Raw genomic sequence first — 20,637 nt, forward strand, 5'->3', positions numbered from 1 at the left:
TCCGACTCTATCAGACTCTTTCGTGTCCGATTCCCGGTCGAAGCGGGGCCGCTTTCCAGTTCTTCGCTTTCGCGCTTTCCCTTTCCGGCGATTCCAACTTTACCAGACTCTTTTCCGTTCCGTTTCCGGTCCGAATTTGATTCCGGTGGCCTGTGGACTGGCCTTTACCTTTCGGCTGATTCGACTTTATCAGAAGCAAATGATCCGAAGCTAATCGGGTCAATGCTCGAAGGAGAAGAAGAATCGATCGGCTCTCCGGGAATCTCGTCCCCAGCAAGAGCGAGTTTGAACTTTAACCGTCGCTCCCGAACTTGTCCAGTCCGTTGCAACCGTTAAAATCTACCTCCCCACGCCGACTGTGTCAACAGTTTTTGTGGGCGAGGAGGACACTAGCAGGTCAGCAGGGGTGTGCGCACATCGGCCGTCAGGCCGCGGAGGGCAACTCGGCGCTTCGTTCGACGGCTTCAAGATCACCCGTGTCGCCGGCCCTCGCCGCTCGGCCCCCGAGAATGTAGACGTAGGCGAGAAAAACCAGCTCGGCAGCGATCCCGATGGTGATCCGAGCCCAGGTGGGGAGCCCGGAGGGGGTTACGAAGCCCTCGATGACTCCGGACACGAACAGGACCAGGGCGAGGCCGATGGCCATGCCGATGGCTGCCCGGCCCTGCTGGGCCAAGGCGGAGCGCCTGCTGAGAGGTCCTGGGTCGATCACGGTCCAGCCGAGGCGGAGGCCCGTACCGGCTGCCACGAAGACAGCGGTGAGCTCCAGCAGGCCGTGCGGCAGGACGAGCCCCAGGAACGTGTCCAGGCGGCCGGCCGATGACATCAGGCCGATACCGACGGCAAGGTTGAGCACGTTGACGAAGAGGATCCAGATCACCGGTATGCAGAGGAACGCTCCCAGTACCAGGCACATCGCTGCGGCCTGGGCGTTGTTCGTCCAGACCTGCGCCGCGAACGAGGCGGCCGGGTGGCTGGAGTAGTAGGTCTCGTACTCCCCGCCGGGGCGGGTCAGGCTGCGCAGGTCCTCGGGGGCGGCGATCGCCGACTGGACCTCGGGGTGGGTGCCGATCCACCAGCCCATGACGGCGGCCAGAAGTACGGAGAGCACCGCCGTGGGGATCCACCAGTGCCGCGAGCGGTAGACCGCTGCGGGAAATCCGGCGGTCAGGAATCGTGCGGCGTCGCGCCACGAGGCACGACGGGTGCCCGTCACCGTGGACCGGGCGCGGGCCACGAGCTGGGTCAGTCGCGCGGTGAGAAGGGGATCCGGGGCGCTGGACTGGATCAGGGAAAGGTGTGTGGCAGTGCGCTGGTAGAGGGCGACGAGTTCGTCCACCTCGGCACCGGTCAGACTGCGCCCTCGGTGCAGAAGGTGGTCCAGGCGGTCCCACTCGGTGCGGTGGGTGGTGACGAAGACGTCGAGATCCATGGTCGGCTGCTGCTCCAGGCATGGGTGCGTACGGGTCCGTACTACTGCGGCGCGCTGCGGGTCAGCTTGGCAGACTGAGGTTCCGAGGGGCAGGGAAGGGCGGCGAAGGGTGGGCGGCGATGAGTGAGCTCGTGACCGGGGATGCGGTCGTTCTGGGGTTGCAGCCGGCGAGGCTGCCGAGCCGGGCGTTGGCGATCGCCATCGATCTCGCGGTGGTTTTGACAGTTTTTGTTCTGATATCAATCGGTCTCGCTGTGGCGACCGTGGCACTCGACGAGGCCGCGACCGCGGCCATCGCCGTCGCCACCTTCCTCCTGGTGCTCGTGGGAGGGCCGGTCGCAGTGGAGACGCTCAGCCACGGCCGCTCGCTCGGGAAGCTGGCCTGCGGCCTGCGCGTGGTGCGTGACGACGGTGGGCCGATCCGGTTCCGGCACGCGCTCGTGCGGGGTTCGATGGGCGTGGTCGAGATCCTGGGCACGTTCGGTGTCGTGGGATGCATCGCGTCGCTGGTGTCGGCGCGGGGACGGCGGCTGGGGGACGTGTTCGCGGGGACCCTCGTCGTACGTGAGCGGGTGCCCACCGGGCGGGCGGTCGCCGTGCCGCCGCCACCGCCCTGGCTGGTGGGGCGCTTCGCGCAGCTGGATCTGTCGGCCGTGCCGGACGACCTCTGGCTGGCGATTCGGCAGTACCTCACGCGGATGCACCAGCTCGACGCGGGTGTGGGCGGGTCGATCGCGCAGCAGCTGTCGGACGATCTGGCCGGGCGTACGGGGGTCCCGGTTCCGCTGGGAGTTCCTGCGGCGGCGTATCTGGCGGCGGTCGTGAACGAGCGCCAGGCGCGGGATGTCCGGCGGGTCATGGCGGCTGCCCGCAGAGGGGCTCAGGGAACGGTACCGGCGCCGGTACCGCCGAACGCGGTGAGCTCCGTAGGAGTCCAGCCCGGATGGCCCCAGCCCCCAGGAGCGGTCCGTCCCGTCGAAGGCGCGTGGTCCGCCGCAGCGCCGGCCGTGCCCGCCGGTACGTCTCCGGCGGCGGCGCCCGACGGACCCCTGCCGACCGGTCTCACCCCGCCTGCCGGGACGACCGGGTTCGCCCCGCCTGCTTAGTGGCTCCGCGGGGAGGGCGGGGTCTCCAGGTGCTCGAGCTCGATGCCGGGAGCCGCGAGGACCACGTCCCCGGCGATGTGGACGGTGTACCGGTCACCGGTGTCCAGGGCGCTGACCTGGTACTCGTCCACGATCAGGGACCCGTTGTCAGTGGCGTGCGCTTCACTCTTCACCAGGGCCCAGGACTGATCGACAGTACGGGGAGCGAGGACCGGGTCCGTGAAGGTGACCAGGCGGACACGGGTCTCGGGGGAATCGGGGGTGAGGCGCAGGAGTCGTGCCGTGGCGACGAGGAACGCGGGGGACGAGCCGGAGAAGGCGTGGGCGCGGACATTGCCTTCGGTGGCATGGGTGCCGCTCGGGTCGGTCCGTACCCAGGTGACGCCTTCGAGGGCGGCACCGCGGATCTGCCAGCTCGCGGCGTGCAGTTGGAGGCGGATGGGGCGGCCGAGCTCGTCCAGGGCCAGGTCGACGGAGCCCAGGTGGTCGCCCGACGGGGCCGTCGTCTGGGAGACGTAGCGCCAGCCGGAGGGGCCGGGGGCGCAGTGGAAGTGCTCTTCGCCGAGAGGGGTGTGGTCGTGAAGGTCGTGGAGCGAATACCGGCCGCGGGGCATGGGGTCCTTCTGGTTCCTCGGGCTGTGCGGGGGCGGTACGGGGCAGGCCCCCGGCACGGGGGTGCGGGGGCCTGCGCTCGTACCTGCTGCCGATAGTCCGCCGGCCGGTGGCCGGCGGGCCGCTCAGTAGCGGTAGAGGTCGGACTTGTACGGGCCTTCGACCGGGACGCCGATGTAGTCGGCCTGCTCCTTGCGCAGGGTCGTGAGCCTCACGCCCAGCGCGTCGAGGTGCAGTCGGGCGACCTTCTCGTCCAGGTGCTTGGGCAGCACGTAGACATCGGTCGGGTACGCCTCGGGCTTGGTGAACAGCTCGATCTGGGCCAGGGTCTGGTCCGCGAACGAGTTGGACATGACGAACGAGGGGTGACCGGTGGCGTTGCCGAGGTTCAGCAGGCGGCCCTCGGACAGCACGATCAGGACCTTGCCGTCGGAGAACGTCCAGGTGTGGACCTGCGGCTTGACCTCGTCCTTGACGATGCCGTCGATCTTCGCCAGGCCGGCCATGTCGATCTCGTTGTCGAAGTGGCCGATGTTCCCGACGATGGCCTGGTGCTTCATCCTGGCCATGTCTCCGGCCATGATGATGTCCTTGTTGCCCGTCGTGGTGATGAAGATGTCCGCGGTCTCCACGACGTCGTCGAGGGTGGCGACCTGGTATCCGTCCATCGCCGCCTGCAGGGCGCAGATCGGGTCGATCTCCGTGATGATCACACGGGCGCCCTGGCCGCGCAGGGACTCCGCGCAGCCCTTGCCCACGTCGCCGTAGCCGCAGACGACGGCGGTCTTGCCGCCGATCAGGACGTCCGTGGCCCGGTTGATGCCGTCGATCAGCGAGTGGCGGCAGCCGTACTTGTTGTCGAACTTCGACTTGGTGACCGCGTCGTTGACGTTGATCGCCGGGAACAGCAGGGTGCCGTCGCGGTGCATCTCGTACAGCCGGTGCACACCGGTCGTGGTCTCCTCGGTGACACCGCGGATCTCGGACGCCAGCTGGGTCCACTTCTGCGGGGACTCACCCAGGGTGCGGTTCAGCAGGGTGAGGATGTACGCGTACTCCTCGCTGTCCGCGGTCGCGGGGTCCGGGGCAGCGCCCGCCTTCTCGAACTCGACTCCCTTGTGGACGAGGAGTGTGGCGTCACCACCGTCGTCGAGGATCATGTTCGGGCCGCCGGTGGGGGTGTTGGGCCAGGTCAGAGCCTGCTCCGTGCACCACCAGTACTCCTCCAGCGTCTCGCCCTTCCAGGCGAAGACGGGCACGCCCGCGGGGGCGTCCGGGGTTCCGCTCGGGCCGACGGCGATGGCGGCGGCCGCGTGGTCCTGGGTGGAGAAGATGTTGCAGGAGGCCCAGCGGACGTCGGCGCCCAGGGCGACGAGCGTCTCGATGAGCACCGCGGTCTGCACCGTCATGTGCAGCGAACCGGTGATGCGGGCACCGGCCAGCGGCTGCGTGGCGGCGTACTCCTTGCGGATCGACATCAGGCCGGGCATCTCGTGCTCGGCGAGGGTGATCTCCTTGCGCCCGAAGGCGGCAAGAGAAAGGTCGGCGACCTTGAAGTCCTGGCGATTGGCGGCCGTCGTCATAACGGGCTGCTCCTCGTGATGGGTCGAGGGTGGGCTGGCTGGCTCTGCGGCGGTGCGGGCACACGAATGCCCGGGAGATCCGCAGTGCAGTCCGTCGGAGGCCCTCTCTCCCTCGGCCGGCCCGCGCGTGCGAACCGATCGACCGCCATCAGCAGCGACGTCTGGTACTCCCACGAATCTACACCGAACGGCCCAGTGGGCCCCAGCCCGGCCGGGCATCGGGGGTCCCCCACGGGGCCGTTCGGAGCGATCCGTGCAGGTCCTCGACGGGTCAGTGGCCGGAATCGGCCGGAGAGTCCGGCCAAGTCGGACCATCGGGGCCGGCCGGATCGACGGGCACCGGGCCGCCGGGGGTCTTGCCCGGGTTGGTGCCGGCCTCGGCGGCTTCCTCGTTGTAGATATCCGGCTCGAGGTAGATGACCCGGGCGATCGGGACGGCCTCACGGATCCGGGACTCCGCCGCGTTGATGGCGGCCGCGACCTCGGTGGCGGACTCGTCGTGCCGAACCGCGATCTTGGCGGCGACCAGCAGTTCCTCCGGACCGAGGTGGAGCGTGCGCATGTGGATGATGCGGGTGACGGTGTCCCCGTCGACCACCGCGCTCTTGATCTTCTCGACGTCCTCGACTCCGGCCGCCTCACCGAGCAGCAGCGACTTCGTCTCCGCTGCGAGGACGATCGCGATGACGATCAGCAGGATGCCGATGCAGAGCGTACCGATGCCGTCCCACACACCGTTGCCGGTGCCCAGGGCCAGGCTGACGCCGACGAGGGCCAGGATCAGACCGATGAGCGCACCGAGGTCCTCCAGGAGGACGACGGGAAGCTCGGGGGCCTTGGCGCGGCGGACGAACTGCGTCCAGGTGAGCTTGCCGCGGGTCAGGTTGGACTCCACGATCGCCGTACGGAAGGAGAAGCTCTCGGCGATGATCGCGAACACCAGCACACCGACCGGCCAGTACCAGGCCTCGATCGCGTGCGGGTGCTTGATCTTCTCGTAGCCCTCGTAGATCGCGAACATGCCACCGACCGAGAACAGCACGATGGAGACGAGGAACGCGTAGATGTACCGCTCGCGCCCGTATCCGAAGGGGTGCTGCGGGGTCGCTTCGCGCTGGGCCTTCTTGCCGCCGAGCAGCAGGAGGCCCTGGTTGCCCGAGTCCGCGAGCGAGTGGACGCTCTCCGCGAGCATCGACGACGAGCCACTGAAGAGGAACGCCACGAATTTGGCCACTGCGATCGCGAGGTTGGCGGCGAGTGCCGCCACGATCGCCTTGGTTCCGCCTGACGCGCTCATGGGTGCGTGGTGTCCCTTCCTCGGTGCTGCGGCACGGACGCCGCGGTACGGCCGGACATTGTTGCAGCCGCTGATGGGGACGGTACGTCAGACCACCACGGTGGCGCGGAACAGTGTTCCCGTACCGGATACTTCGACCGGTTCGTCCGCCGGCACGAAGACGGATTCGCCCGGCACGAGGCCCAGTTCACCGATCCGGGGAGCACCTGCCGTGCAGAGGAGGATCTGCGGGGTGGCCGCTGTCAGGGCGATCGGTGCTCCACCGGACGGCAGGGCGTAGCGCGACAGCCGGAACTCGTCGACCGGCGTCTCGTACAGCTCCTCGCCGGCAGGTGAGGCCTCGGGGCGCAGGATGCCGGGGTCGGTGGCCTCGAAACGGACGATGCGCAGCAGTTCGGGGACGTCGACGTGCTTGGGGGTCAGTCCGCAGCGCAGCACGTTGTCCGAGTTGGCCATGATCTCGACGCCGAGTCCGCCGAGGTAGGCGTGCGGCACGCCCGCACCGAGGAACAGGGCCTCGCCGGGCTGCAGTTGCACGTAGTTCAGCAGCATGGCCGCGATGACACCCGGGTCGCCGGGGTAGTGATGGGCGATCTGGGCGTACGGGGCGTGGGCGCCGCCGAGCCGGTCGGCGGCCTCGGCCGCTTCGCTGACCGTGTGCGCCATCTCGTCCGGGTCGGCTGTCAGGATCGCCGTGAGTACCTCGCGCAGGGCCGCTTCCTCGGGGCGGGCGTGGAGCAGGTCCACGTACGGCTTGAGGGAGTCGACGCCGAGGGCCGCTATCGCCTCGGCCGCGTCGGCGGGCCTGCGGAAACCGCACAGGCCGTCGAACGGCGTGAGCGCGCAGATCAGCTCGGGCTTGTGGTTGGCGTCCTTGTACGTGCGGTGGGGGGCGTCGATCGGTACGCCCCGGCTCTCCTCGTCCGCGTACCCCTGCTGTGCCTGGGCAAGGTCGGGGTGGACCTGGAGGGAGAGCGGCGCTCCTGCCGCGAGCAGCTTCAGCAGGAAGGGGAGACGGGGGCCGAACGCCGCGACGGCCGCCGGGCCCAGCTCACGCTCGGGGTCGGCGGCGATGACGTCGGTGAGGGACTGCTCCGTGCCCGAGGGCCGGGTGAGACGGGAGGGTGCTCCGGGGTGGGCACCCATCCACATCTCGGCCTGGGGTTCGCCGGTGGGGGCGGTACCGAGCAGCTCAGGAATGGCCGTGGTGGAGCCCCATGCGTAGGGGCGCACGGTGTTGGAGAGCCGGTCCATGGAAGTTTCGTCCTCGTGTGGTGCGCGGGGCGGGTGGTGCGGGATGAGGAAGGGCGAACAAGCGGTTCTTCAGGCCCGGTTGTCCGACGCCAGGGAGAGGTAGACGGCCGCGAAGTCGGTGACGGCGAGGAGCTCCGCGAGGGCTTCGAGCTCGGTGCCCTCCTCGGGTTCGAGCTCACTGATGGCCGTCTCGTGACTGAGGGCCAGTTCGCGGGCGGCCGGTCCTGCGCTGAGGCCGCCGGTGGGACGGTCGCGGAGCAGGACGACCCGGGCTCTCATGGCTTCCGGTTCGTCCACCCGGTCCCGGAAGAAGTCGTCGGGGTCGGCTCCCGCGGCGAACGCCCCCGCGAGCAGCCCACCGTGGGAGGGCAGCGCCTCGGGCAGTTCGGCAACGAGGGCCGGGCGCCCGGCGAGTTCGGCCAGTACGGCGGCGAACCGGCGCCCGACGGGGCCTGCGGCGTCACCCTCCGTCCACACGAGCGGCAGGCTGTCGGCGAGTTCCGCGGCGAGGGTCTTGGCCGGGTTGCTGTACGTGGCGATGGCCGGGCCGCAGCGCTCGGCCGCGCGGTCGAGGCGGTCGGCGACCTTCTGCAGCGCGTCGGCGGACGCATCGAGCAGGCCCACCCGGTCGAGCAGGGCGAGCAGCGGGGTGAGCAGGGCCCAGAGGGTGCCGGGGCCCGCTGCCGAGGTCTCGGCGTCGTACTCGCCGTGCGGGGCGGTGGCCATCGGTACGACGAGTCCGTGGACGCCGTTGACGGCCTCGCGCAGCGGCGACCGGACGGGGGCGACGGCGACGACAGTGCAGCCGCGGCGGTAGGCCTGCTCGGCGAGCAGGGCGAGGCCTGGCTCCGAGCCGTCGGCCGTCGCGATGAGCAGCAGGTCCAGGGAACCGGCCCAGCCGGGCAGCGCCCAGCGCAGGGCTCCTGCTGCGGGTGCGACACCGGTGGGACGGATCTGGGTGACGGGTGCGGCGGCGCCCGCGAGCGCGCCGATCAGGTCGGCGACCCCTGATGCGGCGGTGCCGGGGCCCGCGACGAGGACGGCGCGTGGCCGCCCCTCGGGGGCCAGTGCGCCGATGCCCGCCTCGGCGGCGTGCCGGGCGGCGGTCCGGACGCGGGCCCCGGCCTCGGCGGCTCCACGGAGCAGACCGCGCCGGTCGGCTCGGGCCAGGGCTTCCGGGGCGTCGAGCAACGACTCGTCGAGCATGGCGGTGGGCCTCCGATCACCGTGCTGATCAGCGTGCGGACTACGCGGGGCGGCGGGCTTCGTCGACCAGGAGGACCGGGATGCCGTCCCGTACCGGGTAGGCGAGGGCGCAGTCCACGCCGGTGCACACCAGCTCGGGGCTGTCGGCTGCGGACCTGTCGTCGAGCGGGGAGTGACAGGCCGGGCAGGCGAGGATCTCCAGAAGGCCGGCTTCGAGCGGCATGGGGCGGGTCCCTTCGAGCATGCGGTACGGATCAGGCGCGGACCTGGTTGCGGTCCACGGAGCTGGAGCGTCGTCAGCCTACCGCCGGGCCGACAGGGGCGCGGCCCGGCGGGGCCTGCCCGGCGGTGCATCCGGCGGCGAGTACGCGGGAAGCCTTCGGGGCCGCTCTGCGGGCCCGGTCCGGCCCGGGTCGCTCCAGATCGCGTGTGACCAGCCGGATCAGGAGTCGGCGGGGAGCGGGCCGTGCCGGGCACGCGGGCCCCGCACGGCCGGGAGTCAGAGCCTCCGAGCCGGGCCCCGCACGGCCCGGAGGGAAGGCCTCCGAGCCCTGTCGGGAGGAGGCCTCAGAGCCTCTCGTCCGGATCATGCCTGGCTCGAGGCCGACCCGGACGACAGACCCTAGGCGCGGACCAGCGCCAGCACCTCGTCGCGTACCGCCGCCATCGTCTTCTCGTCGCGTGCCTCGACGTTCAGGCGCAGCAGCGGCTCGGTGTTGGAGGCGCGGAGGTTGAACCACCAGTCGGCGTTCGTGGCCGTGAGGCCGTCGAGCTCGTCGAGGGTCACGTCGTCGCGTTCCCCGTAGGCCGCCTTGATCGCGGCCAGCCTGCCCGCCTGGTCGGTGACGGTGGAGTTGATCTCGCCGGAGCCCGCGTAGCGGTCGTACTGGTCGACGAGGCCGGAGAGCGGGCCTTCCTGTCCGCCGAGGGCGGCCAGGACGTGGAGGGCGGCGAGCATGCCCGTGTCGGCGTTCCAGAAGTCCCGGAAGTAGTAGTGCGCGGAGTGCTCGCCGCCGAAGATCGCGCCGTGCTCGGCCATCTCCGCCTTGATGAAGGAGTGGCCCACCCGGGTGCGGACGGGGGTGCCGCCGTTCTCACGCACGACCTCGGGGACCGACCAGGAGGTGATCAGGTTGTGGATGACGGTGCCCTTGCCGCCGTTGCGGGCCAGCTCGCGGGCCGCGACCAGGGCCGTGATCGCGGACGGGGAGACGCCTTCGCCGCGCTCGTCGACGACGAAGCAGCGGTCCGCGTCGCCGTCGAAGGCGAGGCCGAGGTCGGCGCCCTCGGCCAGGACGCGGGCCTGGAGGTCGACGATGTTCTTCGGGTCGAGCGGGTTGGCCTCGTGGTTCGGGAAGGTGCCGTCGAGCTCGAAGTACATGGGTACGAGGTCCAGCGGGAGGCCCGCGAAGACGGTGGGGACGGTGTGGCCGCCCATGCCGTTGCCCGCGTCCACGACGACCTTGAGCGGACGGATCCCGGCGAGGTCGACCAGGCCCAGCAGGTGCGCGGCGTAGTCGGTGAGGCTGTCGCGTTCGGTGACCGTGCCGGGTGCCGTGGCGGTCGTGGCCGGGGCGCCGTGTTCCGACCACTGCTCGACCAGGGCGCGGATCTCGGTCAGGCCGGTGTCCTGGCCCACGGGTGCGGCACCGGCGCGGCACATCTTGATGCCGTTGTACCGGGCCGGGTTGTGCGAGGCCGTGAACATCGCTCCGGGCAGGTCGAGTGCCCCGGAGGCGTAGTACAGCTGGTCCGTCGAGCAGAGGCCGATCAGGGTCACGTCGGCGCCGCGCGCCGTCGCTCCTCGGGCGAAGGCGTCAGCCAAGCCGGGTGAGGACGGCCGCATGTCGTGGCCGATCACGATCGCGTCCGCGTCGGTGACCTGGACGAAGGCGGCGCCGAACAGTTCGGCCAGCGCTTCGTCCCACTGGTCGGGCACCACTCCGCGCACGTCGTACGCCTTCACGAGCTGCGACAGATCAGCAACCACGGCCGGTCCTCCTGTGGGTCTTTACGGACCGCCCAAACTACCCGGCCGTCCCCCGCCGTCCGTCAGGGGAGCATCCAGCCCAGCACCACCGTGCTCTGGGCCATCACGACGAGGCACATCACCAGCAGCAGGCCGAGGCTCCAGGGCAGGACCTTGCGCAGCAGGTCGCCCTCCCTGCCGGCGAGGCCCACGGCCGCGCAGGCGATCGTCAGGTTCTGCGGGGAGATCATCTTGCCGAGCACGCCGCCGGAGCTGTTGGCGGCGGCGAGCAGTTCGGGCGAGAGCCCGGATTCGCGTGCGGCGGATACCTGGAGGGCGCCGAAGAGGGCGTTCGCGGAGGTGTCGGAGCCGGAGACCGCGACGCCGAACCAGCCGAGGACCGGAGAGAGGAAGGCGAGTCCGGCGCCTGCCGCGGCGACGGACTGGCCGATGGTGGCGGCCTGGCCGGAGAGGTTCATGACGTAGGCGAGGGCGAGCACGGAGGTCACGGTGAGGATCGCGTAGCGCAGTTCGTGCACGGTGGCGGCCCATTCCCGTACCGCGTCGCGCGACCGTACGCCGAGCACGACGGCGGTGATCAGGCCCGCGAGCAGGACGAGGGTGCCGCCCGTGGCGACGAGGGGAAGGGTGAAGACGTTGGCTCCCACGGCCTCGCCGTCGGGGTTCGCGACGTCGAGGAACGGCCAGTCGAAGACGCGGGTCGCCTCGGCCAGCAGCCGCTTGACGGGCGGGACCTAGGCGACGGAGAAGACGGCGACGATCAGGGCGTACGGGGCGTAGGCGCGCAGCACCTCGCGGCGCGGGTCCTCCTGGTCGAGGTCCTCGCTGCGTACGCCGGTCAGCACGGATGCGCGGACGGGTTCGGCGGCGGGCCTGCGGGCACCGGGGACGGCGATCAGGGCTCCCGCGCCCACCAGCGCGGCCGCGATGTCGGCGAGCTGCGCCGAGACGTAGTTGGACGCGGCGAACTGGGCGACCGCGAAGGCCACCCCGCAGACGAGCGCGGGCAGCCAGGTCTCCTTCAGGCCGCGCCTGCCGTCCACCAGGAAGACCAGGATGAGCGGTACGACGAGGGCGAGCAGCGGTGTCTGGCGGCCGACGACCGATGCGACGTCGTCGAGCGGCAGTCCGGTGACCTGGGCGAGCGTCACGACGGGCGTGCCCATGGCGCCGAAGGCGACGGGCGCGGTGTTCGCGACCAGCGAGACGACGGCCGCTTTCACCGGGTCGAAGCCGAGCGCGACGAGCATCACCGAGCAGATGGCGACGGGGGCGCCGAAGCCGGCCAGCGCCTCCAGGAGTGCGCCGAAGCAGAAGGCGATGACGAGGGCTTGGATGCGGGGGTCGTCGGAGAGCCGGCCGAAGGAGCGCCGCAGGATGTCGAAGTGCAGGGTGCGAACGGTCATCCGGTACACCCAGAGGGCGTTGACCACGATCCACATGATGGGGAAGAGCCCGAAGAGGACTCCCTGGGCTCCGGCGGAGAGGGTCTGCCCGAGGGGCATGCCGTACGCGAGCCAGCCGACGAGTACGGCGACGGCGAGGCCGACGAGTCCGGCCCGGTGGGCCTTCAGCCGGACGGCGCCGAGCAGGACCAGGACCGTGACCAGCGGCAATGAGGCGACAAGTGCGGACAGGGCTAGCGAATCGGCTACGGGTTCGAGTTGCTGGACAAACACACAGACCTCCCCGGATTCCGTGATGCGGAAGCGATCTCTCGCAGGTGGGGGAATGGTCGTGTCCGCGACAAGTCTCAGTCAATGCCCTGTGCACGAAAAAATGCCAGGGCGAAGAAAAACTTGAAAGAGGAACCAACTGGGGGAGGAACCGGAACCGAGGGAGCGTCAGCTGTCCGGGGACCGCAGGACCCGCAGATGACCGCGGCGCGCGACCTCCACCGGGTCAGCCGTACGCGGCCCGCGGCCGCCGCCGTCGCCACCCCGCTCGTGCGGCCTCGCCGCTTCCCGTACCGCGTTGGCGAGCGCTTCGAGATCGTCACCGCTGGGGCGCGTGGGGGCCGAGGGGTCGGTAAGCCTCACGACTTCCCAGCCGCGCGGCGCGGTCAGCCGCTCACCGTGCTCGGCGCAGAGGTCGTAGCAGTGGGGCTCGGCATAGGTGGCGAGCGGGCCGAGGACCGCGGTCGAGTCGGCATAGACGTACGTCAGTGTCGCGACGGCGGGACGGCCGCACGCGGTTCGCGAACAGCGACGTACAGGGCTCACGATGTTGGACGGTACCGCACTCTTGAGCGGGCTGCGACGACTCTCCCTGAGGTCACACCACCGTGTCGCCCCGCGAGGTCTCCGCCGACCGTCTCCGCACCGCCACCCTGACCTGCGGGGCGGCCGGGACGCACCGGCGTCGTCGGTTCCCTTCCGGTCACCGGAGGGGACACAAGCGGTCACCCGACGGAGGGTCAACGGTCGCAGCAGGGGCCTGATCCGGACTCAACCTTGGCCGGAATGCTCACGTGTGGACATTGGGCCCACCTGCGGAGCAGCAGTGATCCGTGGATCCTGCGGAGAGTTACGCTGCGTCGGTGATGGACAGTCCCGTACCGCCCCACCCGTCCGAGCCGCGGCCCCGCCGCCGCGACCGTCATGGCCGCGGCATGCGCGGGCCGGTCGCCCCGCCCCAGGTGCCTCTGTCGGTCAGCAGGGGGGAGAGTTTCCGCGATCTCGTCCAGGACTCGGTGGAACGGCTGGAGCGGCGCTGGCCGCAGCTGGCCGATGTCGACTTCCTCGTTCTCGATGTGCCCGGGGACCTGGAGGACACCGTGCCGCTGGGGCGTTCGGTGCCCGCCGTGAAGGGGCAGCCCGCGCAGATCGTCGTGTACCGGCGTCCTGTCGAGATCCGCGCCAAGAACCGTGACGAGCGGGCCATGCTGGTGCACGAGGTCGTGGTGGAACAGGTCGCGGAGCTGCTCGGGCTCTCACCCGAATCGGTGGACCCGCGCTACGGGCAGGAGTGACGCCCGCCCGTGGCGCGGGGCACCTCAGTCGTCCAGGACCGAGAGGTCCTGCTCCGCCGCGGGCACCTCGACCGTGCCGCCGTCGTCCGGCAGCGTCTGGACGGTGAACATCTGGATGCCGTCCTGCGCGATCGTGAGGGTGCGGGCGGCATGGACCGGGCCGCCCGATTCCGTCTCGACGGTCAGCGCGTAACCGCCCTTGAGTCCGGAGGGGACCTCCGGGCTCACCTCGAGGGTCGTACCGCCCTTGACCGTGTACGTCTTGACGGTCGGCTCGCCGCCCCCGCTGCCCGCGGACGCCGTCACCTTGACCTTGGCGGTTTCACCGGGTGCGGTCAGGGAAAGCACCGAACCCTTCGCCCGGTTGTCGGCCACGCTCGCCCGTTCGCCCACCGGGCCCGTCGCCGGAATGTAGGCGATCTCCTGCTCGTCACCGGTGCCCCGCACCACGCGCAGCGCGGCCACGATCGGGGTCGTGGAGCCCTGTGCGGGCGACAGCAGGAGCGATCCGGGCTCCCCCCGCGTGACGTTCTTGAGATCGACGCTCGCGGTCATCTGCGACTTGATGTGCAGGGTGTCCTTCCCGGCCGGCGAGAACGTCGCGCTCTTCCCCATCAGCTGCACCTTCACATCGGCGTCGTCATCGCCGGGCGCGAAGGCGACCAGCCGTACCGAGGTGGCGTCGGCCGGGATCCCGGGCATCACGAGAGTGCCCGCCGGGTCCTCGGACGCCGCCAGCCAGTCACTGCCCGCCTCGTCGTCCGCGGCCTTCACGACGGCGCCGACGCGTCCCTCCCGGGTGGTGACGTGGACCGTCACATCTTCGACGGCCTCGGTGGTCAGGGTCGAGATCAGCATCGGGACGCTCGACCTCGCCGGAACCGTGATGCCATCGCCCACATCGGCCTTGAGCGTGCCCTCGGGGCCGTACAGCTCGATATCGGCGACGGCCGCGGTGTCGTCGGGGTTGGTCAGATGGACGTAGTCCTGCCGCGTCGCCGCGGTGCTCGCGCCCGGGAACCAGAAGTCGGTGTCCGGCCCGGAGCAGCTGACGCCGAGAAGGCCGCGGGACCCGCCGGCGAGGTTCGTGGTCGTCTGCTGGGCGGCCCAGCCGGGTGCCAGCTTGCCGGTGGCGGTGCCGATCAGTGCGGGAGCGTCGGATTCGGACGTCTCGGCGGTGGCCGGCTTGCCGGACTCCTTGAGCGTGATGACGGGCTTTTCGGCCGCGGCCTTCTCCTTGGCCGCGGCCTTCTCCTCGGCCCCGTCCTTCTCCTCGGCCCCGTCCTTCTCGCCGTCCTCGTCCTTCTCGCTCTCCTCGTCCTTCTCCGCGTCGGACGGCACGTCCTCGTCCACCGGGAGCGCCACGGACGGCTTCAGCTCGGCGGTGCCGGCCTCGCCGTCGTTCTTCCCCGCCGGTGTGAAGGACGTGTACGTCGTGTCCGACAGGTCGGAGCCGCCGGGCGCGGGGCAGAGCAGGCTGGAGCGTTCCACGGGGAGCCTGGCGGCCGCCCCGGCCTCCGGCGCGTCCGCGTCGCCCGGCGCGGTGAGCGCGGCGAAGCCGGTGACGGCGGCGAGGGCGACGGTGCCCGCGATGAGGGACAGGGGGGTGGACTTCACTCGGACTCGCCTCGCGATGCGTTGCCGGACGGCCAGGGGCCTTCGCCCGGAGCGGTGTTCTCGTCATGTGCGTCGTACGGGGCGGCTTCGCCCGTGCCCGATGCCTGGGGCTGCTGCTGGGCGTAGCCGTACGGGTCGTAGGCGCCCTGCTGGTACGGGTCCGGCTGGTACTGGCCGGTCCCGTACGGGTCGGCCGCCGGGTACTGCTCGCCGTACTGGCCGGCTCCGTAGCCGGGGTCCTGCCCGCCCTGGTACTGCTCGTTCTGGTACTGCTCGCCCTGGTACTGCTGGGCCTGGTACTGCTCGCCCTGGTACTGGCTGTAGTCGGCGCCCTGGTACTGCTGCGCGTCCCACTCCCCGTAGTTCTGCTGCGGAACCGCCGCGTACGTGCCGGTCGCGTCCTGCTCCTCCGGGGCCGCCGCATACGGATCGGCGCTCTGCTGCGCCGGGATGTACTCCCCCGGCGCTCCCGCCGGCTCCTGGACGACCGGAGCGGCGGCGACGTCCTGGTCGTACGGAACCTCGTACGGGGTCTCCGCGCCGTCCTCCCCCGCCGCCGCGGCCTCCGCCTCGGCGGCAGCCCGGAGCCTGCGCGCCCTGCGTCCGTCTCCGGTGATTGCCTCGGCGTCGGCGGCGGCCACGGCCTCCTCGGGCAGGTCGTCGTCGATCTCCCGGCGGCGACCCGGCAGTGCCAGGACCAGCAGGACGACGGCGAGCGACACCTGCGCCCAGATCCAGGCGGTGTGCGTGACAGGGCTGTCGTACGTGAGGTCCAGCCTGCCGCCCTCGGACGGGAGGTCGAAGCCCTGCGCCCAGCCGTCCACGGTCTTGGGGGTGAGCGCCCGGCCGTTCAGCGTGGCCTGCCAGCCCGGGTCCGCCGCGTCGGCGATCCGTAGCACCCGCCCGGAGCCGCCCTCAGGGATCTTGGAGTGGGCTTCGACGGCGAGCGAGCCGACCTGCAGCTGCGTGGCTTCCTCGCCGCTCGCCTCGGACGACGGGACGATCATGATGCGGGCGACCGGGCGGTCGACGCGCCACAGGGCGCTGCCGTCCAGCTGGCTGAGCCTCTTCAGGCCCGGAGTGGAGTCGAGCACGCGGCTCATCTGCCGCGGCGCCCCGTCCCGTACGAGGACGTAACGGATCGCGAAGCCGCTCAGCTGACCGCCCTGGTCCGCACCGGAGCCGGCGACCAGGTTGGCGACGACCTTGTCGAGGTGGGTGTTGCTGCCGCCCGCTCCGGTGAGCTCGGCGTCGCCGAGGCGGGCGCCCGAGCCCCGGACCAGGCTGTAGGACACGGCGGCCGGTGACGTACCGCCGAGGACCAGGGTGCGCGGCTGGTCGCTGTTGTTGGTGCTCTCCTCCGCGACGAACTCGGGCACCTGCACCGGGTCGCGGCGCTCCAGCGGTCCGGCCGCGCCGCCGATCATCCAGCCGGCCGCGGCCAGCACAGGCGCGATCCCGGCCGCCAGGGCGATCAGTGCGGCGACCGGCTGACGCCAGCCGAAGCTGAGCGCGGTCACCCGCACGCGGGCGCCGTCGGCTCCGAGCAGCGCGGCGGCGATCAGCGCGGTCCCGTAGACGAGGGTGGCGGGGCCCGCCCAGGTGGAGCCGTTGGAGAGTCCGGCGAAGAGCAGCCCGACGAGCGCGGCGGCCCAGGCGGCACGGATCGCGAACTGCCTCTCCCCGCGCAGCAGGGCCGCCAGCGCCGCCAGCACGATGCCGAGCAGCAGGACGCCGCCCGTGGCCTTGGGGCCACCGGGGCTGATGCCGAGCAGGTCGAGCGCGGACGCCGTTCCCGTACCGATGTCGAGGCCGGCCTCCCGGAGGAAGCCGGACGGGCTGGAGAGCAGGGACAGCGACCAGGGTGCGAGGACCAGCAGCGGAGTGCCGACGGTGGCCAGGAAACGCAGCCCGTACGCGGTGATGTCGCCCCGGCGCAGGACGAGCACCCCGATGCCGAGGGTCACGGCGAGCGGCCAGACGATCGGGGTGAAGGCCATCGCGAAGGTGATCAGCAGCGTGTACGCCCAGGTGGCACGCCAGCTGCCGCGCGCCGTTCCGCCGTCGCCGCGCAACCCGTGCGCGGCAACGGCCGCGCGGGCGATCAGCGGGAGCAGGACGGCGAGTACGGCGGTGCCGAGGCGGCCGGTGGCCAGCGCTCCGGTCGCGGCGGGCAGGAAGGCGTACGCGATGCTCGCCCAGGCCCGCAGCAGCCGGGACTCGATCAGCGGCCGGGAGGCGAAGTAGGCGGTGAGTCCGGCGAGCGGCACCGAGCAGACCAGCAGCAGGGTCAGCGCGAAGCCGGTGGAGCCGAGGAACAGTGCCGACAGTGCGGCGATCACGGCCAGGTAGGGCGGTGCGGTCTGGGTACCGCCCGTACCGACCGGGTGCCAGCCGTCCGCGTAGCGCCCCCAGAGGTCGGAGACGTCCGCGGGTGCGGGCAACAGGGCGCCGCCCGCGAGCGCGCCGCCTGCCAGGAGGCTGCGGCAGGCGATGAGCGAGACGAGAAGGAGCAGCGCGAAGAGCACGGGGCCGGGCTTGCGGCCGATCTTCTTGAGCCGCGCGAACTGATCGATCTCCAGGAAGTCGGCGTCGTCACCTCCGGGCCCGGACTCGACGGCTCCGTGCCGTGAGCCGCCGGAGTCGGAGTCGGTGCGGCTGCCGAAGTTGCCCGCGACCTGTTCGACGGTCGCGCGGACGGTGGCGCCGGGCGGCGGGAAGAGCGCCCGCAGCTCGGCGGGGTCCACGGCCCCCTTGCCGCGTGCGCGGCGTGCCGAGAAGATCCGCCCGGGGCGCAGCAGGGTGCCGAAGAGTCCGGCGACCTCGTCGAGCGCCTGCCCGGGGACCTTTCCGACGAGGTAGGCGAGGGTTCGGAGCAGGGTGCCGAGAACGAGACGGAGCAGGGCCCAGGGCAGCTGCTTGCCGCGGGCGTTGACGAGCATCGTGTAGACGGCGCCCGCCTTGTCGACGCGGTGCGGGCTCGACACGGAGCGTCCGGCGCAGTCGATGGGGCGGCGTTCCCTGGCGGAGGCCTCGGCGTGCCGAAGGATCGCGTCGGGTGCGACGAGCACCCGGTGGCCGGCCATGTGGGCCCGCCAGCACAGGTCGAGGTCGTCGCGCATCAGCGGAAGTCTGCGGTCGAAGCCGCCGAGCTCCTCCCAGACGTCACGGCGGATGAGCATGCCCGCCGAGGAGACGGAGAGCACGGTACGGACCTGGTCGTGCTGGCCCTGGTCCTGCTCGCGCCGGTCGAGTCCGGTCCAGCGGCGTCCGCTGTTGGCGATGGAGACGCCGACCTCGAGCAGCTGCTTGCGGTCGTACCAGCCGCGCAGCTTGGGTCCGACGATCGCGGCGTGCCTGTCGTTGTCGACGACGCGCAGCAGTTCGGCGAGCGCGTCCGGCTCGGGTGCGCTGTCGTCGTGCAGCAGCCAGAGCCACTGGACGGGTTCGCCGTGCGGGAGCTCCGGCATGTCGTACGCGTCGTCGCGCCAGGTACGGCTGACCGGGTCCCAGCCGCTGGGGCGCTTGAGGTACGGAAGGTCGTCGGGGGTGAGGACGCCGGCCGTGCGGCTCGCCTCGTCGACGGCGGTGCCGAAGTTCGTACGGCGTGCGAGGTGCAGGACGCGTTCGCCGCCCAGTGCCTCGGTGACCAGCCGGGCGGAGTCGTCGGCGCTGCCGGTGTCGGCGGCGACGACGTTCTGTACGGGGCGTTCCTGCCCGAGCAGCCCGGCGAGCACATCGGGCAGCCAGCGTGCGCCGTCGTGGGAGACGAGCACGGCGGTGACGACGTGCCGGGGGAACTCTGGGGCGGCGGCGACCGCGTTCGGCGCCGCCGAGGTGCTGTGCACGGACATCGAGGTACGGGCCCTCCGGCCGGGTCCGGAGGGGGATCCCCCCGGGGGCTGCATCGGTGTACACGCGCGCCCCGGCGGGGCGTTGGCGCGTCTCTCGGACGGGGCCCCACACTAACGGTACGGGTGTGCGCCCCGTGCCGAGCGGTTCGACGGCGGGAACCGGAGGCACCCGGACATGCCGGTGGCCCGTGGTTCCCGCCCTGTGCGCAGGGCGGGAACCACGGGCCACCGGTGGCCTTGGTCCGTGGTGGTGCGACTCAGATGGCGGCCTTCTTGAGGCGTCGCCGCTCACGCTCGGAGAGGCCGCCCCAGATACCGAACCGTTCGTCGTTGGCAAGGGCGTACTCAAGGCACTCGGAACGGACTTCGCAGGCGAGACAGACCTTCTTCGCCTCGCGGGTGGATCCGCCCTTCTCCGGAAAGAAGGACTCGGGGTCTGTCTGGGCGCACAGTGCGCGCTCCTGCCAGCCGAGTTCCTCGTCCGCGTCCTCGACCAGCAGTTGCTGGAACAGCTCGGTCATGTGCGCCCCTCGTCTGTCTCTTGCGTCCCCGTGATGCAGCCGTTACTTGTGCGGCCGAACGACACGAGTGAAATTACAAGTGTGTAGCTCCGGGCCAGTCAAGCGAAGATCTGCTATTGGCCCTGGCATTCACTCTGCGGAACCAAGCCTATGCGGAAAGTGTTCAAATCACCAAAAACCTGACATATGCCATCGGCCTGCCTCTGTCTCACTTCTCACCGGGTGAGACGACCGAGGTCGCCCCGATGTTGCGATTCGATCACCGAAGGGATCAAGATCACAGTCGGGTCACGGATGCTCAACCACGTTTACTCATGCGGTTGATGCGCCACCTTGCCTCTCCCGCAACTGCCAAAACCTTTCTCCACCCACTGCAACCGGATGGGGTGAAACATTGCCGCCAATTCGGGCATTGGGTTGACAGAAGGACGAGCAAGCCGGTCTCCTTGACTGCATGCCAGCGACCTCAGCCATGTACCCGACCCACGTCCGTGGGTTCCGTACGGCTGTTCAGGCCCGCTGTTGCTGTTCCAGCTGTCACAGCTGTTGAAGCCCTGACGCTCCAGCTCTGATCCAGCTCTCTTTCCCCGCTTTCGGGTTTCCGCGACACCCCCCGCACATGTACCCCCATGCCGAGGAACCACCGCACCCATGAACAGCAGCGACAGCGACCTCTCGATCGCCGGCGACATCCTCGAGGTCCAGCACCTCCTCCAGCCGGCCCGCACCCACCCCTCCACCGTGGCCGAGTTCGTCGGCCTGGCCCGCACCCTCGCCGCGGACCGGTCCCGTTGGGCGCACCTCGTCCGGTACGACACCACCACCCGCTGGTACCACCGGCTGCAGAGCGTCCCCCCGGTCACCGGCTCCGCCACGGTGGGGGAAACCCCGCCCGGCTACGAGGTGTGGCTGCTGAGCTGGGTTCCCGGCCAGGGCAGCGGGCTCCACGACCACGGCCTGTCCTCGGGTGTACTCACCGTCCTGGAAGGCGAACTGACCGAGCGCACGGAGCGCGGGACGCGGACGCTCGGCGCCGGCGCACAGCGCGTCTTCGCGCCCGGCTACGTCCACGAGGTCGTCAACGACTCGCTCGAACCGGCCGTCAGCCTGCACATCTACTACCCGGGTCTGACCGACATGCCGATGCACACCGCGCAGTGCGCCCCGGCGGCCCTGGACGCCGTACCCGCCTGA

The 20,637-nt window shown here is 70.9% G+C and carries 15 protein-coding genes and 1 pseudogene; 3 read left to right on the forward strand and 13 right to left on the reverse strand.

The genetic code is table 11. From position 1 onward, the window contains the following. Nucleotides 1-424 precede the first annotated feature (424 nt). Nucleotides 425-1,432 (reverse strand): stage II sporulation protein M, encoded by a 1,008-nt coding sequence (locus tag ABZS61_RS09180; RefSeq protein ID WP_356417534.1) that lies wholly within the window; start codon nucleotides 1,430-1,432, stop codon nucleotides 425-427. 119 nt (nucleotides 1,433-1,551) lie between these two features. Between ABZS61_RS09180 and ABZS61_RS09185 the strand changes: the two genes are divergently transcribed. Then, on the forward strand, nucleotides 1,552-2,538 hold the full coding sequence (locus tag ABZS61_RS09185; RefSeq protein WP_356417535.1) for an RDD family protein: 987 nt from the start codon (nucleotides 1,552-1,554) through the stop codon (nucleotides 2,536-2,538). Here ABZS61_RS09185 and ABZS61_RS09190 read toward each other — a convergent pair. The 9 genes and pseudogenes from ABZS61_RS09190 to ABZS61_RS09230 all read right to left on the reverse strand — a co-directional run bounded on the left by ABZS61_RS09190 (nucleotide 2,535) and on the right by ABZS61_RS09230 (nucleotide 12,702). Beyond that, the gene (locus ABZS61_RS09190) at nucleotides 2,535-3,152 is read right to left on the reverse strand and encodes a hypothetical protein (protein ID WP_356417536.1); all 618 of its coding nucleotides are present in this window, start codon (nucleotides 3,150-3,152) and stop codon (nucleotides 2,535-2,537) included. The two genes, ABZS61_RS09185 and ABZS61_RS09190, sit on opposite strands and share 4 nt — an antisense overlap. A gap of 123 nt (nucleotides 3,153-3,275) precedes the next feature. Beyond that, nucleotides 3,276-4,733, reverse strand: a complete 1,458-nt coding sequence (gene ahcY, locus ABZS61_RS09195; protein WP_356417537.1) for an adenosylhomocysteinase — start codon at nucleotides 4,731-4,733, stop codon at nucleotides 3,276-3,278. A gap of 271 nt (nucleotides 4,734-5,004) precedes the next feature. Beyond that, the gene (locus ABZS61_RS09200) at nucleotides 5,005-6,030 is read right to left on the reverse strand and encodes a cation diffusion facilitator family transporter (RefSeq protein ID WP_356417538.1); all 1,026 of its coding nucleotides are present in this window, start codon (nucleotides 6,028-6,030) and stop codon (nucleotides 5,005-5,007) included. Nucleotides 6,031-6,117: 87 nt separating this feature from the next. Continuing rightward, a complete protein-coding gene (gene manA, locus ABZS61_RS09205) occupies nucleotides 6,118-7,284 on the reverse strand; it encodes a mannose-6-phosphate isomerase, class I (RefSeq protein ID WP_356417539.1) in 1,167 nt (388 codons plus the stop codon). A gap of 69 nt (nucleotides 7,285-7,353) precedes the next feature. Further along, entirely contained in the window at nucleotides 7,354-8,490 is a 1,137-nt protein-coding gene (locus ABZS61_RS09210) for an SIS domain-containing protein (RefSeq protein ID WP_356417540.1), read from the reverse strand. 40 nt (nucleotides 8,491-8,530) lie between these two features. Then, entirely contained in the window at nucleotides 8,531-8,713 is a 183-nt protein-coding gene (locus ABZS61_RS09215; protein WP_351178384.1) for a Trm112 family protein, read from the reverse strand. Between the two features lie 399 nt (nucleotides 8,714-9,112). Further along, a complete protein-coding gene (locus tag ABZS61_RS09220; RefSeq protein ID WP_356417541.1) occupies nucleotides 9,113-10,480 on the reverse strand; it encodes a phosphomannomutase/phosphoglucomutase in 1,368 nt (455 codons plus the stop codon). A 62-nt stretch (nucleotides 10,481-10,542) separates the two neighbouring features. Continuing rightward, nucleotides 10,543-12,159, reverse strand: a pseudogene (locus ABZS61_RS09225) (L-lactate permease). A 165-nt stretch (nucleotides 12,160-12,324) separates the two neighbouring features. Further along, entirely contained in the window at nucleotides 12,325-12,702 is a 378-nt protein-coding gene (locus ABZS61_RS09230; protein WP_356417542.1) for a DUF3499 domain-containing protein, read from the reverse strand. A gap of 320 nt (nucleotides 12,703-13,022) precedes the next feature. Between ABZS61_RS09230 and ABZS61_RS09235 the strand changes: the two genes are divergently transcribed. Then, a complete protein-coding gene (locus tag ABZS61_RS09235; protein ID WP_351178402.1) occupies nucleotides 13,023-13,451 on the forward strand; it encodes a metallopeptidase family protein in 429 nt (142 codons plus the stop codon). A gap of 24 nt (nucleotides 13,452-13,475) precedes the next feature. On the opposite strand, the gene ABZS61_RS09240 is transcribed toward ABZS61_RS09235, so the two are convergent. From ABZS61_RS09240 to ABZS61_RS09250, 3 genes are all read right to left on the reverse strand, one after another. After that, nucleotides 13,476-15,068 (reverse strand): DUF5719 family protein, encoded by a 1,593-nt coding sequence (locus ABZS61_RS09240; RefSeq protein WP_356417543.1) that lies wholly within the window; start codon nucleotides 15,066-15,068, stop codon nucleotides 13,476-13,478. Further along, the gene (locus tag ABZS61_RS09245) at nucleotides 15,065-18,922 is read right to left on the reverse strand and encodes a glycosyltransferase (protein WP_356417544.1); all 3,858 of its coding nucleotides are present in this window, start codon (nucleotides 18,920-18,922) and stop codon (nucleotides 15,065-15,067) included. The genes ABZS61_RS09240 and ABZS61_RS09245 overlap by 4 nt, the downstream gene beginning before the upstream one ends. Nucleotides 18,923-19,179: 257 nt before the next feature. Next, nucleotides 19,180-19,443, reverse strand: coding sequence for a WhiB family transcriptional regulator (locus ABZS61_RS09250; protein WP_014046372.1), 264 nt, complete (start codon nucleotides 19,441-19,443; stop codon nucleotides 19,180-19,182). 651 nt (nucleotides 19,444-20,094) lie between these two features. Here ABZS61_RS09250 and ABZS61_RS09255 point away from each other — a divergent pair. Beyond that, entirely contained in the window at nucleotides 20,095-20,637 is a 543-nt protein-coding gene (locus tag ABZS61_RS09255; RefSeq protein ID WP_356417545.1) for a cysteine dioxygenase family protein, read from the forward strand.

The organism is Streptomyces sp. NPDC005566 (assembly GCF_040605575.1).
GTDB lineage: Bacteria > Actinomycetota > Actinomycetes > Streptomycetales > Streptomycetaceae > Streptomyces.

Excerpts from the sequence above, each read along its gene's own strand:
- ABZS61_RS09180 (WP_356417534.1), bottom strand. The coding sequence starts at position 1,432 with ATGGATCTCGACGTCTTCGTCACCACCCACCGCACCGAGTGGGACCGC.
- ABZS61_RS09185 (WP_356417535.1), top strand. The coding sequence starts at position 1,552 with ATGAGTGAGCTCGTGACCGGGGATGCGGTCGTTCTGGGGTTGCAGCCG.
- ABZS61_RS09190 (WP_356417536.1), bottom strand. The coding sequence starts at position 3,152 with ATGCCCCGCGGCCGGTATTCGCTCCACGACCTTCACGACCACACCCCT.
- ahcY (WP_356417537.1), bottom strand. The coding sequence starts at position 4,733 with ATGACGACGGCCGCCAATCGCCAGGACTTCAAGGTCGCCGACCTTTCT.
- ABZS61_RS09200 (WP_356417538.1), bottom strand. The coding sequence starts at position 6,030 with ATGAGCGCGTCAGGCGGAACCAAGGCGATCGTGGCGGCACTCGCCGCC.
- manA (WP_356417539.1), bottom strand. The coding sequence starts at position 7,284 with ATGGACCGGCTCTCCAACACCGTGCGCCCCTACGCATGGGGCTCCACC.
- ABZS61_RS09210 (WP_356417540.1), bottom strand. The coding sequence starts at position 8,490 with ATGCTCGACGAGTCGTTGCTCGACGCCCCGGAAGCCCTGGCCCGAGCC.
- ABZS61_RS09215 (WP_351178384.1), bottom strand. The coding sequence starts at position 8,713 with ATGCCGCTCGAAGCCGGCCTTCTGGAGATCCTCGCCTGCCCGGCCTGT.
- ABZS61_RS09235 (WP_351178402.1), top strand. The coding sequence starts at position 13,023 with ATGGACAGTCCCGTACCGCCCCACCCGTCCGAGCCGCGGCCCCGCCGC.
- ABZS61_RS09245 (WP_356417544.1), bottom strand. The coding sequence starts at position 18,922 with ATGTCCGTGCACAGCACCTCGGCGGCGCCGAACGCGGTCGCCGCCGCC.
- ABZS61_RS09250 (WP_014046372.1), bottom strand. The coding sequence starts at position 19,443 with ATGACCGAGCTGTTCCAGCAACTGCTGGTCGAGGACGCGGACGAGGAA.
- ABZS61_RS09255 (WP_356417545.1), top strand. The coding sequence starts at position 20,095 with ATGAACAGCAGCGACAGCGACCTCTCGATCGCCGGCGACATCCTCGAG.